At 60.4% G+C, this 16,012-nt stretch carries 14 protein-coding genes and 1 tRNA gene; 2 read left to right on the top strand and 13 right to left on the bottom strand.

What is annotated here, in order from left to right:
• Positions 1 to 25: 25 nt before the first annotated feature.
• From OPC11_RS07740 to OPC11_RS07705, 8 genes are all read right to left on the bottom strand, one after another.
• Positions 26 to 1,393, bottom strand: a complete 1,368-nt coding sequence (locus OPC11_RS07740) for an ABC transporter ATP-binding protein (protein ID WP_018128658.1) — start codon at positions 1,391 to 1,393, stop codon at positions 26 to 28.
• Positions 1,366 to 2,514, bottom strand: a complete 1,149-nt coding sequence (locus OPC11_RS07735) for an ABC transporter ATP-binding protein (protein WP_264781522.1) — start codon at positions 2,512 to 2,514, stop codon at positions 1,366 to 1,368. The genes OPC11_RS07740 and OPC11_RS07735 overlap by 28 nt, the downstream gene beginning before the upstream one ends.
• Before the next feature lie 3 nt (positions 2,515 to 2,517).
• Positions 2,518 to 3,474: an ABC transporter permease gene (locus OPC11_RS07730; protein WP_264781521.1), complete on the bottom strand. Its 957-nt coding sequence runs from the start codon at positions 3,472 to 3,474 to the stop codon at positions 2,518 to 2,520.
• Positions 3,475 to 3,477: 3 nt separating this feature from the next.
• Positions 3,478 to 4,464: an ABC transporter permease gene (locus tag OPC11_RS07725; RefSeq protein ID WP_232423691.1), complete on the bottom strand. Its 987-nt coding sequence runs from the start codon at positions 4,462 to 4,464 to the stop codon at positions 3,478 to 3,480.
• A gap of 182 nt (positions 4,465 to 4,646) precedes the next feature.
• Positions 4,647 to 6,698 (bottom strand): ABC transporter substrate-binding protein, encoded by a 2,052-nt coding sequence (locus OPC11_RS07720; protein ID WP_264781519.1) that lies wholly within the window; start codon positions 6,696 to 6,698, stop codon positions 4,647 to 4,649.
• 143 nt (positions 6,699 to 6,841) lie between these two features.
• Complete coding sequence (locus tag OPC11_RS07715) at positions 6,842 to 7,111, bottom strand: hypothetical protein (protein WP_007978698.1); 270 nt, start codon at positions 7,109 to 7,111, stop codon at positions 6,842 to 6,844.
• Between the two features lie 53 nt (positions 7,112 to 7,164).
• Positions 7,165 to 7,848, bottom strand: a complete 684-nt coding sequence (locus OPC11_RS07710; protein ID WP_007978700.1) for a type 1 glutamine amidotransferase domain-containing protein — start codon at positions 7,846 to 7,848, stop codon at positions 7,165 to 7,167.
• A gap of 191 nt (positions 7,849 to 8,039) precedes the next feature.
• Positions 8,040 to 8,114 (bottom strand) — tRNA-Met (locus OPC11_RS07705).
• Positions 8,115 to 8,263: 149 nt separating this feature from the next.
• Here OPC11_RS07705 and OPC11_RS07700 point away from each other — a divergent pair.
• Entirely contained in the window at positions 8,264 to 10,540 is a 2,277-nt protein-coding gene (locus tag OPC11_RS07700; protein ID WP_264781518.1) for a DUF2298 domain-containing protein, read from the top strand.
• On the opposite strand, the gene OPC11_RS07695 is transcribed toward OPC11_RS07700, so the two are convergent.
• Both OPC11_RS07695 and cdd read right to left on the bottom strand, forming a co-directional pair.
• Positions 10,537 to 11,355 carry a nucleoside phosphorylase gene (locus OPC11_RS07695; protein ID WP_007978704.1) on the bottom strand — a complete coding sequence of 273 codons (819 nt, stop codon included), beginning with the start codon at positions 11,353 to 11,355 and terminating at the stop codon, positions 10,537 to 10,539. The two genes, OPC11_RS07700 and OPC11_RS07695, sit on opposite strands and share 4 nt — an antisense overlap.
• A gap of 114 nt (positions 11,356 to 11,469) precedes the next feature.
• Positions 11,470 to 11,889, bottom strand: coding sequence for a cytidine deaminase (gene cdd / locus OPC11_RS07690; RefSeq protein WP_342764796.1), 420 nt, complete (start codon positions 11,887 to 11,889; stop codon positions 11,470 to 11,472).
• Positions 11,890 to 11,933: 44 nt separating this feature from the next.
• Here cdd and OPC11_RS07685 point away from each other — a divergent pair, with 44 nt between their 5' ends.
• Positions 11,934 to 12,119, top strand: coding sequence for a hypothetical protein (locus tag OPC11_RS07685; RefSeq protein WP_171970510.1), 186 nt, complete (start codon positions 11,934 to 11,936; stop codon positions 12,117 to 12,119).
• Here the strand turns inward: OPC11_RS07685 and OPC11_RS07680 are convergent.
• From OPC11_RS07680 to OPC11_RS07670, 3 genes are read right to left on the bottom strand one after another with little or no spacing between them, the layout of a single operon-like run.
• Positions 12,098 to 13,150: an ABC transporter permease gene (locus tag OPC11_RS07680; RefSeq protein ID WP_007978709.1), complete on the bottom strand. Its 1,053-nt coding sequence runs from the start codon at positions 13,148 to 13,150 to the stop codon at positions 12,098 to 12,100. The genes OPC11_RS07685 and OPC11_RS07680 overlap by 22 nt on opposite strands.
• Positions 13,143 to 14,456 carry an ABC transporter permease gene (locus OPC11_RS07675; RefSeq protein ID WP_007978710.1) on the bottom strand — a complete coding sequence of 438 codons (1,314 nt, stop codon included), beginning with the start codon at positions 14,454 to 14,456 and terminating at the stop codon, positions 13,143 to 13,145. The genes OPC11_RS07680 and OPC11_RS07675 overlap by 8 nt, the downstream gene beginning before the upstream one ends.
• Positions 14,453 to 16,000 carry an ABC transporter ATP-binding protein gene (locus OPC11_RS07670; RefSeq protein ID WP_264781517.1) on the bottom strand — a complete coding sequence of 516 codons (1,548 nt, stop codon included), beginning with the start codon at positions 15,998 to 16,000 and terminating at the stop codon, positions 14,453 to 14,455. The genes OPC11_RS07675 and OPC11_RS07670 overlap by 4 nt, the downstream gene beginning before the upstream one ends.
• Positions 16,001 to 16,012 lie beyond the last annotated feature (12 nt).

The raw sequence follows: 16,012 nt of genomic DNA, 5'->3' as shown, positions 1-16,012 counted from the left end.
AAGAGTCGGAACGAAATTCCGAACGTCAGTCCGAGGCGTCCGGTGCAATCGCCTCTCTGTTCGACGGCGACGAGTCGTAAAGGTGACACGCGGTCGTCTGCTCTCCGGACTGGCGAAGTTCCGGGGAGCTTCGTTCACAAATCGAGCTGAACTCCCGGTTGAGTTGCTCCATTGCGTCCTCCTCGTTTCCGTCGAGGAGGTCACGCGTGGCCGAACGAAGCGCGTTTTCTGCCTGTTTCGGTATGTCGATCGAATCAACGTCTACCGTTCCCATTCGCTCGCCATCGGCTTGATGCTCTTCGGGAAGTTCGAGCGAGAGACCGGTTTCGAGGACGGCATCGACCGCCGACCGCTGATCCGCGTGACCCTCAGCGATATCCTCGACTTCGAGATCTCCCGTCTGAACGCGGCGTTTGAAGTTGAATCCACGCCGGAACGCATCCTGACTTCCCGACCAGTCCTCGGGCGGGATGATGTTCGCACACCGGGGATGAAATTTGCAACCGGACGGCGGATTCCGCGGGTTTGGAACCTCGCCGGTGACGTTCGCCCGTCGTCGCTGTGCACCCGGTTCGATTTCCGGCACCGCGTCGAACAGCGCCTCCGTGTAGGGGTGTTTCGGGTCGTTCACCACGTCGTCGGTCGGCCCCTGCTCGACGATATTCCCGAGATACATGATGGCGGTGCGGTCACACATGTACCGAATCAGCGAGAGGTCGTGACTGATGAACACGTACGTCAACCCGTACTCGTCCTGCAACTCCTTCATCAGGTTCAACACGCCCGCGCGAATCGACACGTCGAGCATCGAGACGGGCTCGTCACAGACGATAAAGTCGGGGTTCACGACCAGCGCACGTGCGATAGCGACCCGTTGGCGCTCACCGCCGGATAGCTCCTTCGGGAACTCGTTCAGATACGCCTCGGCGGGGGACAGACCAACGTCATTTAGCACCTGAATGACCTGCTCACGTCGGTCTTGGTAGCCGTCGCCGATGTCGTTTATCTTGAGCGGCTCGACGACCGACTGGAACACCGTCATCCGTGGGTTCAGGCTCTCGAAGGGGTCCTGAAAGATCATCTGCACGCGCTGTCGGAACTCCTGTTGGTCCTCACGGAGCAGTTCGGACATGTCGCGTCCGTCGAACAGAATCCTCCCGCTCGTCGGCTCGTACAGTTTGACCAACAGCTTCCCGAGCGTGGTCTTCCCACACCCGGATTCGCCCGCGATACCCATGATATCGCCCTTGTTGATGGTCAGGTCGACGTCCTGAACCGCCCGAACCGGCTGTGCCTCGCGTCCGAGTAGTTGGTCGATTGCGCTCTGCGACAGGTCGAACAACTTCGAGACGTTCTGTATCTCTACTAGTGAGTCTGCGTCGTTTGTTGCCATTTTTCCTCCTTGCGTGCCTCAGTGCGCATCGTTTCGAGTTCGTCAACGCGGTAGCACGCCGACCGGTGGGTGTGCGGCGAACTCGCCTCGGTTCGTTTTCCCGTTTCGGCCTGCTCGGCGTCGTACATCGGCGGGTGGCTCGTATGGCACTCGTCCACGACGAACGGGCACCGTGGTGCGAACCGACACCCGTCACTCGGGTCGAGCAGCGTCGGCGGCGACCCGGGAATCGAGATGAGGTTTTGGTCTACCTCTTCGACCGTCGGGAACGAGTTCTTCAGTCCGAGCGTGTACGGGTTGGCCGAATCGACGAGAACGTCCTGCATCGGGCCGCTCTCCATCATCTTTCCGCCGTACATGACCGCGAGTTTGTCGCAAATCTCGGCCATGACGCTGACGTCGTGGCTGACGACGAGAATGGCGACGTCGAACTCCTCTTGGAGTTCCTCTAGCTCCTCCAAGATACGGTCTTGGATGATGACGTCGAGCGCCGTCGTCGGCTCGTCCGCGATGAGCATGTCCGGGTTACACGCCATCGCCATGGCGATGACGGCGCGCTGTTTCATCCCACCGCTGTACTGATGGGCGTAGTCGTCCGCCCGGTCGGGGTCGATACCGACTCGCTCGATGAGGTCACGTGCACGTTCGTGTGCCTTTTCGGGTGGGGTATCCGGTTCGTGACGCAAGATGGCTTCGACGATCTGATCGCCGACTTTGTACACCGGGTTGAGCGCGTTCATCGCGCTCTGTGGAATCAGCGCGATATTTCGCCAGCGCACATCCCGGATCTGTTGGTTGTCGAGCTGTGCGAGGTCGGTCATTCCGTCCGAACGCACGGGATACCGGTCGTCGTCGATGATTTCCCGACGTACGTTGCCGTGTTCGTCCTCCCACTCGGGAAGCGTACCGTCGAACCACACCTCGCCGCTTTCGATGTACCCGTTCGAGTCGAGTAGGTGCATCAGCGACTTCGCCAGCGTGGTCTTCCCACAGCCCGATTCGCCGACGAGACCGTACGTCTCGCCGTGTTCGACACTGAAGCTAACGCCGTCGACAGCGTGAACTTGCTTGTCACCGGCGTCGTAGCGAACACACAAATTGTTTACTTCTAGTAATGACATGGTTTACTCCTGTGGATTAGCAAGGTCCTCCACCGAGAATCCGATGAAGTAGAACGCCGCCGCGATAGAGGTAATCGCCAGCCCCGGCGGGATGAGCCACCACGGTGCGTCGAAGACGTACCCCTTTGATTTGACATTCTGAATCATTATTCCCCACGAGTTGTTCGTGAAGTCGCCCAGACCGAGATACGCGAGCGAGGCCTGTGCGATGATCGCGCCCGCCGCGTCCTGTGCGAGGAAGACGAACGCGAGGGGAATAACGTTCGGAAGGATGTGCCGGAACACGATTCGCGTGTCGCTCGCACCCGCGACTCGTGCCGACTCGACGTACGCCCGTTCCTTGAGCGACAGGGTTTCCCCGCGAATGAGGATGCAGTTGTTGAGCCACGACGTGATCGCGATACCGAGGATGATGTTCGTCTGGCTGACGCCGCGGATAGAAACGAGGACGATGAGGAACGGAAGGAACGGCATTCCGTACATCACGTCCACGATGCGTTGAATGGTCTCGTCGATCCACGTATTCCCGTAAAATCCGCTGATGAGTCCGAGCGGAACGCCGACGAGACTGGAGAGGATTCCGGCCGCAAACCCGATGTAGAGTGCGTCTTTCGCGGCGTACACCAGTAGGGAGAATACCCCTTGACCAGTGCTGTTCGTCCCAAGCGGGATGAAGCCCGGGTCACCGAACGCAGGTGGATGTGGGAACTGTTGGCTCTGCTGGAGCGTCAAGCGGGTGGACGGGTCGTTTCCGACGAAGAGACGCCAAGAGGGATTGTGCGGTGCGAACACCGACGGAAACAGCGCCCAGAGAACGTAGACGACGAGGATGAAGAGCCCGATAACACCCATCTTGTGGTGGGTATACCGACTCCATCCTCGTTTGAAGCGTTCGATCCGCGGTTCCCATCGCTCTTTGAGCGTGTTCGTTGCTGAAGCGTTTTCGGATTGTGTTGACATTCGTTATTCTCCTCCAAACTTAATCCGCGGGTCGAGGAAGGTGTATGCGATGTCCGTGACAAGTCGCATCGTGATTATCATGACGGCGAGCAGGAAGAACGCCGCCTGCGTGATCGGATAATCCTGCGCGAAGACCGCGCTGACCAGCATATCCCCGATACCTGGCCAGCTGAACACCTGCTCGATGATGACGCTGCCGTCCACGAGGAACGCGAGACCGACGATGGCCTGCGTCGCGACCGGAATCAACGCGTTCCGAGCCGCGTGCTTCATCAGTACGGTCCGCTCACTAAGTCCCTTCGCCCGTGCGAGGAAGACGTAATCCTCCCCGGTGACGTTGTTCATCGACGGCCGCATGACGAGCATCGACCCGACCCACCCGACGAACGCGATGCTGAATAGCGGAAGCGCGATGTGGTGTAAGATGCTACCCATCGCCACCATTGGTGTCCAATCTTGTACCCCGAACTGATCGACCATGTACGCGCTCTTCAACCACTGCAGCTTGTAGTCGAACAGCCAGATGAAGAGCCACGAGATCCAGAACGCGGGCATGGAGTACATCGTGAGCCCCGACGTGTAGATGAACTTGTCCTTGTTCGTGCCTCGCCACCAACCCAGATACATGCCGACGAGCGGGCCGACCGTGTACGAGATGACGAATCCCGCACCGAACAGGATGATCGTCCGCGGGAACCGTCGAATGATGATGTCCCAGACCGGAACCTGCTTGGTCGGCGAGCGACCGAAGTTACCGGTTTGGTAGTTTATCATGAAGTCCACGTACTGACGCCACAGCGGTTCGTTGAGTCCCCACTGCTCCTGAAGTCGTGCGATCTGTGCCGGTTTCATCTCAGGCGTGATCATCTGCGAGATGAACGTCCCCGGCATGCTCCGGATGAGCACGAACAAAATCGTCATTATGACGAGCAACGTCAGATAGGAGACTATCAGCCGCTTTGCGAGATAACGGGTGCTAATCCTTGTCATATTTTGTCATCCGTTGATTTCGGTATGCTGTTTACCATATCGTTTACTCTTGCGTATCTATGCCATGCATGGCACACATTCATTATCAATGTAGTGATTCTCGTATCGACTGCGTATCAAATTCAACCACCACTTTCCCGACCTGTACCGCAAAAAACCACCGTCGAGGGTCGAAGACGGGGTTACTTCTTTAGGTTCTCTTTGAGGTAGATGCTACTGTACTCGTAATCCCAGTTTGCGTATCCGGGGTCGACGATGTTCTCGACGAACCCGTCGAACTTCTTCGAGTTAACCGGCCAGCGGTATTTCTCGTAGTCACGAAGCATGTACGGCATGTCGAGGTAGATCTTCTCCATCGCCTTCGCGTACTTCTTCGAACGTTTCTCGGGGTCAGTTTCGCTGTACGCGTCGGAGAGAAGCTTGTCGGAGCTGCCGCCCGAGACACCGTATCCCGTGGAGTTGTACGCGAATTTCTCCGTGTCCTCTCCGGCGTTGTCGGAGTGGAAGAACGAGTGAAGCGACGTCCCGTAGGGACTGGTTCCGCCCCAACCCATCGGGTACACGTCGAACTCCTCGGTTTCGTACACCCTTCCGGTCATGGTGTTGAACGCGACGGGTTCGGTCTTGACCGGAATACCGACCCGCTGCATGTTCTCTTTCCACTGTTCGATGGCTTTGGCCTCTTGCGGTTGTTCGTTCGGCGGGTCGATGAAGAGGTTGATAGCGTCGCCGTCCATCATTTCCGGGATGGTCTTTCCATCCACGCGGATCTCCTTGTCCACCTCTACCTTCGCGTTTTTGAGGTTCTTGGACTTGACGGAGCCGAACGTGTAGTTGTACTTCGCCTTCGACTGGCTTGCGTTGACTCCCGAGAACGTCCCCGGGAAGTCCTTCCCGACGTAGGAACCTTTCGAGCCGTCGATAACGCTTCCGCTCGTCAGGAATTTACGAACGCCAGCGACGTCAGGAAGTTTGCCCTTCTTTCCGCGGAAGTCGAACGCGTTCGTTCGCGGGTCCGTGAGGAGTTCGCCGTCGTAGACGGTCTCCGGTCGAACACCTTTGTAACCCGGCGATTGAGCGTAGTCGCCCTTGATAACGTAGCCGCCCTTGAGCGTCTGCACCCAGAACACGTCGTCGTACATGAACGACATCGCCTGTCGGAGCGCCACGTCGTCGAGTGGGGCGCGACGACAGTTGAAACCGTAGTAGGAGAAACCACTGTCGTACCCTTTTACGAGGCCCTTGTCGTCCGCTTTCTTGACTTTCGCTATTTTCGAAGTCTGAAGGCTTCCGTAGTGGGTATCGACCTTGCCGTTCAGGAACGCTTGCGTGAGTGGCGACGTTCCGCCGTACACCTTGAAGTTCACGCCGTCGAGGAACGGACCGCCGTGGATGAGCGTGTCGTGCTCTTTGATCCAGTCGAGTTTGTTGAGCGCGTAGGTGTTCTCGATGTAATCGCGGCGGAACTTGACCTGCATCGAGGTGTCCGGGTTCCACTGGACGAGTTTACCCGGCCCGGTTCCGACGGGACCTTCTTCGTTTTCCGTCGTCGGGTCGTAGTTCTTGTAATCGACGCCTTCCCACTTGTGCTTGGGAATGATCGGTGGCGCGCCGAGGACGTCCGCGTCCCACGTACCAACCTGTCGAGACAGTTTGAGGTGGAAGTCCCAGTCGTTTTTCGCCTCCTCGATCTTCTCGTAATCGTTCCAAACCGAGTACTGTCCCGGTTCGTTGTCGAGTTGGAACTGGAAGGAGTACAGGATGTCCTCCATCTTGAACTTCTCACCGTCGTTCCACTCGAGGCCGTCCTTTCGGGCGTTGAAGTAAACATCCGGTTTGTCCTTACCGGTGTTTTTAATGGTCCAGTCGGTGAAGACGCTCGGCTTAACCTCGAACGTCACGGGGTCTTGACTGACACCGTAGTTGTAAACCGGGGCGAGAGCGACCGCGGAGTACACGCTGCCTGCCAGCATGATGTTCGGGCTGTCCGGCGCTTCGGCCATCCCGTATCGAAGCGTTCCACCGGGTTCGATGTCGTCAGGGCTGAGCGAGTTCGTACTCGGTGCTTCAGTCGTCGTGTTCTCGTCACCGCCGTCGTCAGACGTCTTCTCGTCGTTCGTGTCACCATTTCCGGAACAGCCAGCAAGGGAGAGAGCAACTGCGCCGGCCCCACTCGCCTTCAGAAAGTTCCTTCGGCTGTCGTCTGCACCACTCGGGTTGCGTCGCCGTGGCATACCAAAGACTTGTAGAAGATGTATTTAAAGTTACTGATTGGCAGAAGGTTTTAGTTTTCCGAGCTTCATAGAGTCTAAAAACGCCGCAAAACTAGCCACTATCTTTCTTGCAAAAGAATCGTTATGGTATTGATCCAACTAGACTAGTCACTTGTCGCTTCCCGAGCGAGCATCCCATAATATATCGTCCCGGCAACTGCCGTCGACCCCAAGAGGAGGTGTGAATCGGACGACAGCATTCCGGGATTGTTCCTCGTCCAAGCGATGCTAAGGCCGGACCAAAGGCTTGCGATGAAGAATCCCGCAGCCAATAACCACAGTCCCGTCGACTTTCGACCGGAACGAAGGGCGACGATAGCAGTTACCATGACGCCACCGGCCATCACCGCCAGTACGCTACGCGTTCCTATCATCTCGTGTCAACTGAGAACGAATCGGGTATAAATCACGCGCTTTCGTCGGGAGATTACTCGATACCGAGCGCGGATAGGAGCGCCACCGCCGCCGCATGCGACGACCCGGGGCCGCGTCCGGTCAACAAGTCGCCGTCGGTTTGCACGCTCGTCTCGGCGTCGAGTTCCGCGTCCCACGTTCCGCCCGTCGCTTTCACTTCGTCCTCGACCCAGTACGGGAGTTTCCGACCGTCGGGCATGCAATCGTCATCGTCCACGATTCCCTCCTCCCATTCGTTCGGGAACCCGGTGACGGAACGTCCGTCCACGAGGAACCCACCGTCGCTGTCGCGGGTGAACGCCAACAGTCCGACTGCGTGACAGACGACGAGTGCTTTCTTGTCCCCGGTTTCCACCGCGTCGCGGAGCAATGCCCGGGCGTGCTTGTCCTGATTCACGTCCCACTCCGTTCCGTGCCCGCCGGGGAACACGACGGCGTCGTAGTCGTCGGCGCTCGTCGTCGCCAACGGCACCGGGTTTTGAAGCCGAGGGTCGGATTCGTCCGCTTCACGAACCCGTTCCGCGGTTTCCTCGCCGACGTTTTCCGGGTCGATGGACCGTTCGTCCACGACCGGCTTGCCGCCGCTCGGGGTTGCGACCGTTATTTCGACACCGGCCTCGTCCAGCGTCTGCAGCGGTTCGATACATTCCTCGCCCCAATATCCCTCTTCGCTCACCACGAACAGTGCGGATGGCATGAACGGTATTACCGGAGCCGAACGAATAAGTTGGATGGCACCGGCCGATTTTGAGGGAATCCGACGAGATTGGCCGATAGCGAACCGCTCAGTCCGAAATAACGAAACTAATCGGAGAAATGACGAACCGGACGGCACTACTGCTGGCCAATACTCAACATCACTACTGTTGTAAACGAGTCGTCTGAAAATAGCGGGAGGTAGATTTGAACTACCGATCTGCGGGTTATGAGCCCGCCGGAATCTCCTGGCTATCCCATCCCGCTACCAGTTTGTACTGCCGTCGCCTAGTTAAGGGTTATGATTCGGCCGCCCTATGTGATTTCGTACCGCGACTACACTCCGAAAAACACATGTTTATCAATGAACAAGACCACAAGAAGTATATCACTGCAGTGCCCGAACTGACTCGGATATGGAGTTCGCGCTCGTTGCGTTCTGGCTAGTCCTCTACTACGTTCTCGCTCTTGCAGGGCTACCGATCACAGCGGCACTCTTTCGACGATTCCCCGACCGGGGTGCGACGTTCGCGCTCCCCGTGAGCCTCTCCGTCGTGACGATTGTGACGTACTGGCTCGGTCAGTTCGTTTTCAGCGGTATCACGGTTCTCGTCGCGGTCATGGTGCTCGCCTCGCTCTCCGTACTGCTGACACGGCGCGAAATCGAAATCGACCTGCAGGAGTACGCGGAAGCGATGGTGGTGTTCACCGTCGCCTTCTGTTTTCTCGTCGGAGTTCGCGCCATCGACCCGGGAATCATCGCGACCGGCGGCGAGAAGTTCCTCGACTTCGGTCTCTTGCAGTCTATCATGCGAGCGCCCGCGCTCCCCCCCGAAGACATGTGGTTCGCGGGTGAGCCCATTCGGTATTACTACGGCGGCCACCTCATCGCCGCGATTCTGACGAAACTTTCGGGAACGCCGCCCCGCTACAGCTACAACCTCGCACTCGCGGGGTTTTACGGCATGCTCATCACCACCGCCTACGGGTTGGCGGGTGCGATAGCCGAGCGACACGGGACGCCTCGCCGCCTCGCCGCCGCCGCTGCCGCCTTTCTCGTCGGATTCGCCGGAAACCTGTTCACCCCGATGCGCTTGCTCGCGGGGAGTTTCCCCCGCTCGCTCCTCGACGCCATCGCCAAACCGTTAGAGATGAACCCGTCCGCGGTTCCGCTCGCCCCCACCGACTTCTACTACTGGGAAGCCAGCCGCGTGATGGTCGATACGATAAACGAATTTCCCTTCTTTGCGTACCTGAACGGCGACCTTCACGCCCACATGATGGGACAACCGTTTCTGTTGTTCGTCGCGGCACTCGGCTACGCCGTCTACCGTTCCGACGCCCGATGGCGGCGACTCCTCGTCTTCGGCGTGCTTCCGCCCGTCGTCGCGTTCGTGAGCACCATCAGCTTCTGGAGTTTCCCGACCGCGCTCGGGGTCGTCTGGCTCTCGCTCGTGTTCGCGGAAACCAATCCGGCGACCCTCGTTCCGGGCGGTGAACGACTAGTTGCCGTGACCGAACGGTCGCCGTTCGCCGACGAACTCGGCCGTATCGTGATTTCGTTGGTCATCGTCACCACCGTCGGTGGTCTCGCGCTCGTGTGGGCGGCACCGTTCGTCGTCAACGTGCTGTTCGGGACGGCGGGCACGCGCGGTCTCGGCTTCCTCCCCGACCGGAGTAGCGCCGTCGAGTTGCTCATCGTTCACGGCACGTTCCTCGGTCTGTTCGCGCTGTACCTCGCGACCAACACGCGGTGGCGACGTCGGACCGTCACAAGTGCAGGGGCGCTCGTCCTCCTACTCGCCCTCCTGAGTTGGCAAGGAGGCGTCGCAGCCCTGTTGCTGGTCGCACCGCTCCTCGTTGGGGGGTGGCTACTGCTTCGCCTCGACGACGGCTTCGGCTTCGAAACGGTGCTGTTGGTGGCCGGTGCGGGCCTCGTCCTGCTCGTGGAGTTCGTCTACGTGAAGGACAACGCCATCCCCGGCCGGTTCAACACGGTGTTCAAGGTGTACATGCAGGTGTGGGTCCTCTGGGCTGTCGCTGGCGGCGTCGCACTGTCCCGACTGCTCGCGGGTGCCATACCGACCGTCCCCACCGTTCACGAAGAACACGTTCCGCCGTCACTCCGCCAAGGCATCGCACTCGTTGCCGCGCTTCTCGTGCTGTCCACGTCCGTGTATGGCGTGTTCGGCCTCGGCGAGCATATCGCGTCGGATAATCCAGTCCACCGTGCCGACGACCCGACACTCGACGGACTGGCGTTCGTCTCGACGGTCCATCCGGGCGAGGCGGGTGCGATAGAGTGGCTCGACGCGAGGGACGGACGTCCGCACATCGTTTCCGCACCCGGTGACCCCTACGTCTGGGGGAGTCCCGCGTCCTCGCTCACCGGTCTTCCGACCGTCGTCGGGTGGTATCAGGAGCGGATTTACCGCGGTAATTCGGCCTACGCCGAACGAAAACAGGACGTTGAACTGATGTTCAGCCCGAACACGGCGTGGAAAACCCGCGCCGAAAAACTCGAGCGATACGATGTTCGGTACATCTACTACGGCCCGCGGGAGAGAAATCGCTACGGTCGAACGGCGTTCAACCGATTCCCCGGCATCCAGCGAGTGTACCGCTCCGGGTTAGTTTCGATTTACCGCGTCAACCAGACGGTTATCGAAACGCAATTTGACGAAACGAATTAGTCGAGCGAGAGGCCCGGATGCCAGCGGTCCACACCGGCCTCCGCTTTCATCTCGTCCATTCGGGCTAGTAGTTTCACCGCGAGGCTAGCCGTCTCCGCGGCGCGGTGTTCTCCCTCGGTTCTGAACTCGCCCGTCTCGCGGTTCGCGTACACCGAACAGACGGCACCCGCGCGGAGGCCGTAGACGTTCGCAATCGTCAGAATCGCGCTCGCCTCCATCTCGATGTTCTTGACGTTCGCGGCTTTCAGGTGGGATACCAACTCGTCGCCGCCTTCCGCGAGGAATCCCTCGAAACCGGGGCGACCCTGCCCCGCGTAGAAACTGTCCGCGCTCATCGTGATTCCGGTGTGGTAGTCGTAATCGAGTCGCTCCGCGGCGGCGACCAGCGCCGCGACGACCTCGTAGTCCGCGACCGCCGGGTAATCCTCGCGGACGTACTCGTCGCTCGTCCCTTCCTGTCTAACGCCACCCGTCGTGATTACGAGGTCGCCGACGTCCATCTCCGGTTGAATCGCGCCGCACGACCCGACGCGAATGAACGTATCGGCGCCGATTCGCGCCAGTTCCTCGACGGCGATGGCGGCCGAGGGACTGCCGATACCGGTTGACGTGACGCTGATCGACGTCCCGTCGTAGTCGCCCGTCACGGTCCGGTACTCGCGGTGGAACGCCTTCTCGTCCGCCGAGTCCCAGAACTGCGTTATCTTCTCGACGCGCTCCGGATTGCCAGGGAGAAGAACGGCGTTCGCAACGTCGTTTTCCCCGACTTCGATGTGATACTGCACGTCCGCGTTCGGGTCTTCGCTGTCTTCCATACCACCCACGTTTGGCGCCGCGAAAATAGGTGCTTCGCGTTTCGGGCGGCGAAATTCCCACCGTCCCCCGTTGCCGTCACCCCTCCCATTCCCTTTCCGACGTGTCTTTCACCCTCAGCCCAGCATGTCTTCGGTTATCGTGTCCGGAAGCAACTCGCCGAGCGTGTACTCCGTCACGTCGTCGCCGTGGTCACAGACGACCACCAAGTCGTCGTCACAGAACTCCGCGAGCGTCTGTCGGCACATCCCGCAGGGCGTCACGCCATCCCGGCGTGCGGAACTGACCGCTAAGCGGTCGAATTCACGGTGGCCCGATTTTATCGCCTCGGCGATGGCGACCTCCTCCGCGTGGAGGGAGTTGCTGAAGTTCGCGTTTTCGATATTACAACCCACGTAGACGGTACCGTCCGCCGTTCGAAGCGCCGCTCCGACGGGGTACTCCGAATACGGAACGTGCGCTCGGTCCTGAATCTCGCGTGCCTGCTCGACGAGTTCGTCCATGGAGGACGTGCGGTTCCGGGCGTCAAATAACAACCGACAGCCGAGTCTTTTTATACCAAGACGGAACCAACCCCGTCGTGTTTCGTCTCCTCGTCGCTATCGTCCGCGCCCTGCTCGGCACCACGCCGAGTGCTGTCTCTGTACGGTGGTATCGAACCGGAATCGACCGGCGACGAGAAATCGAACGACTTCGGAACGGACTCCGTGAAAAATCGGTCGTGGCGAACGACCGGCCGCCGCCTCACTCCTCGCCGGATTCGTAGGGTTCGCCCGCGGCGTCCGGGGTTCGCGTGTGTCCGACGAACACCAGCACGATGATGACCGTCACGTACGGGATGACGCCGATGAGTTCCCTCGGAACGCTGAAACCGACCTGCTGGAGTCGCAACTGAAGCGCGTCGAGACTCGCGAAGAGGAACGACGCGCCGAACGCCCCGAGCGGGTTGTAGTTCCCGAACAGGTACGCGGTGATGCCGATCCAACCGCGGCCATCGACCATCGTGGCACCGCTCCCGTTGAACAGTCCCGCCTGTCCGAGCGACAGCCCAGCGCCGCCAATTCCGGCGAGCGTACCGGAGATGAGCACGCTCGCGTAGCGAACGCGATGGACGTCGACGCCGACCGTATCGAGCGCCATCGGATTCTCTCCGCTGGCTTTCACCCAGCGGCCGAACGCCGTCTCGTTCAGTACGAACCACGTTAGCGGCACGGCGAGGAGGAGCATGTACACCGTCGGATTCGCGTCGAAGAGGATCGGCCCGATGACGGGTATCTTCGCGAGAAGCGGAATACGCCAGTTCGAGAGCGTTCCGACGCTCGGGCTGTTGATACCTCCCCAGAGAATCTTGCTGGCGAACGGCGCGAGCCCCAACGCGATGAGCCAAACGGCGAGTCCGGCGATGATCTGGTCGGCCTTGAACTCGATACAAACGACGGCGAACAGGAGTGCGAAGAGCGTGCTCGCAAGTACCGCCGCGAAGAATCCGAGCCAGAGCGTCGTCTGTGTCGCGCTTCCCGACCCGGCCAGCGCGTCCGCGACCGCGACGCCGGTGAACGCCGAGATGATGAGGTGGCCTTCGAGCCCGATGTTGGTGACGCCGCTCTTCTCGGCGAAGATACCGCCGAGTGCGGCGAAACCGATGGGAACGGTGAATCGGAGCGCCGCGCTCACGTAGCTCGCGTTGATAGTACCGACGATTTTGCCGAGTGCGCTGTTCGGAAACACGAGACCGAGAACGGCGAGAACCGCCGCAATAGCGACGGAAGCTCCGGCGATTCGGAGCCGTTTATTCATCGTCTTCACCTCCCTCGATTCGGGACCCGCCATCCGCGGCGACGGCCCCCGACGGTTCCGGCGTCGTCACCCGTTTGCCGATCATCCGGAAGAACTCCGGCATGGCGACGAACAGGATGATGAGCCCTCGCAAGACGCCGACGAGTTGTTTCGGAACGCCGAGCGCGAAGTCGATGGCGAGGCTTCCGCTCTTCAGCATTCCGAACAGCAGCGCCGCCAGCGGGACGCCGAGCGGGTTGTTGCCCGCGAGAATCGTCACCGTGATGCCGTCGAACCCGTAGGACGGGACTCCCTGTTGCCATCGACCGAGGATCATCAGGACGTAGACCGTCCCGCCGATACCGGCGATAGCACCGGAGAGCGCCATGCTCGACACCATCGTTCGCTTCGCGTCCACGCCGCCGTATTCGGCGGCTTCCGGCTGAATTCCGCTCGTCCTGAGGTCGTATCCGAACGCGGTTCGGTGCAACAGCAGGTAGATGCCGACCGCGAGGGCGAGCGCGCCGACGAGCACGAGTATGGAGAACGACGCCTGACTCGGGAACACGATGGGCGACAGCACCGCCGCCCCCGGAACCGGGCGCGTTTCGACGGTCTGACTCGCCGGGTTCTTGAAGTACTCCGAGACGAGGACGAACGCGATGCCCGTCGCAACGAAGTTGAGCATGATGGTCGTGATGACCTCGTTCGCGTCCGCGTACGCCTTCATCGCCCCCGGAATCGCGCCGTACGCGCCACCGACGAGCGCCCCGACGACCAACCCGAGCGGAATGAGGATGAGACTGCCGACGAGTCCGCCCGGAACGTACGGAGCGACCCACAGCACCGACAACGCCGACCCGAGCGCGCCGAGCACGAGTTGACCTTGCGTACCGATGTTGAACATCCCGGCACGGAACGCGACTGCGGCGGCCAATCCCGCGAACAGGAGCATGCTCGTCTGCCGGAGCGTCACGGCGAGACTGAACTTATCGAGAATGAAGTCCGGCGGGAACAGAGTGGACGTCTGCGGGTTCGCGAACGACCCGACGAAGAGGTACTTGTACACCTGAATCGGGTTGTAACAGAACGACCCCGGTATCGGGAACTGGACGCCCCAGCCGCCGGTTCCCGGAATCGAAATGAGCACCTGCTGCGCGAGGAAGGGGTCGGAACAGGTCGCGACCCATCCCGAGATGAGGATGACGAACCCGCCGACGATGATGGACATGACGAGCGCCGCGAGACTGATGAGCACCCGCTCGACCGCGGACGCCTCGACGAGCCTGGAAAGACCCTGCTCCGCCCGGTCTTGCCACGAACTCACTGTGCTTCACCTCGGAGACTCGGTGTGTCCGCCGGATGCTCGCCCGCCATCAGCAGGCCGAGTTCCTCTTCTGTCACACGGTCCGGGTCGACGACGTCCATGATTTCACCTTCGTACATGACTGCGAGTCGGTCCGAGAGCTGCTGTACTTCGTCGAGTTTCGAGGAGATGAGGACGATGGCCTTTCCCTCGGCCCGTAAATCGAGCAGTCGGTCGTGAATGAACTCGATGCTGCCGACGTCCACGCCGCGTGTTGGGTGGGCAGCGACGACGAGCGACGGGTCGCGGGCGAACTCCCGACCGACGATGAACTTCTGTTGGTTTCCGCCGGAGAGCGATTCCGCCGACGCGTCCGCGTCGGGCGGCCGAACGTCGTACTGTTCGATGATGTCCTCGGCGTGGGCTCGCGTGCCGTCCCAATCGATCCGCCCGTCGTGCGTGAACGGTTCCGAATGCTGGCTTCCGAGCAGCCCGTTCTCCACGAGGTCGAACTCCATGACCAAGCCCTGTTCGTGGCGGTCCTCGGGAACGTAGGCCATCCCGGCGTCGATTCGGTCACGACGGGACATCCCCGTGATGTCGCGCCCGTTGAACGAAATCGCACCTTCGTCCGGCGAGGCCAAGCCGGTGATGGCCTCGATGAGTTCGGATTGGCCGTTTCCGTCGACGCCCGCGATGCCGAACACCTCGCCCTCTCGGGCGACGACATCGACGCCTGATACCTGTTCGACGCCGCGTTCGTCCGTTATTCGAAGCCCGGAAACGTTGAGCATCACGTCGCCCGGGTCGGCCGGTTCCTTCTCGGTTTCGAGCAACACCTCGCGGCCGACCATGAGTTCTGCGAGTTCCTCGCGGGTCGTCCCCTCGGTATCGACCGAGCCGACGTTCTTCCCGTCCCTGAGGACGGTGATTTGGTCGGCGGCGTCCATGGCCTCGCCGAGCTTGTGCGTGATGAAGATGATGCTCTTTCCCTGTGCGGTGAGTTCGTCGAGCACCGTGAGCAGGTCCTCGATTTCCTGCGGCGTGAGCACTGCGGTCGGTTCGTCCAGGATGAGGACGTCCGCGCCGCGGTACAGCGCTTTCAGGATTTCGACGCGCTGCTGGACGCCGACGCTCACGTCTTCGACGAGCGCGTTCGGGTCCACGTCGAACCCGTACTGGTCGCTTAGCTCGCGCACCTCGCGTACGGCGCGGTCCCTGTCCATCGCCAATCCACCCCACTTTCGGGGTTCGTTTCCGAGAACGATGTTTTCGGCAATCGAGAGGGTATCCACCAGCATGAAGTGTTGGTGGATCATACCGATACCGCTCTCGATGGCGTCTCGCGGCGAGTCGAACTCGCGTGGCTGGCCGTCGACGACGACGCGCCCCTCCGTGGGCTCGTACAGACCGTAGAGCACGTTCATCAGCGTCGTCTTTCCGGCACCATTCTCCCCTAAAAGTGCGTGAACCGACCCCGGTTCTATCGTCAAATCGACGTTATCGTTTGCGACGACACCCGGGAATCGTTTCGTAATGCCGTCGAGATGTACCGCCCGGCTCATTCTTAATCTGGA

The sequence above is a fragment of the Haladaptatus sp. T7 genome, assembly GCF_026008575.1.
Lineage (GTDB): Archaea > Halobacteriota > Halobacteria > Halobacteriales > Haladaptataceae > Haladaptatus > Haladaptatus paucihalophilus.
This window is presented reverse-complemented; position numbering and strand designations above follow the sequence as displayed.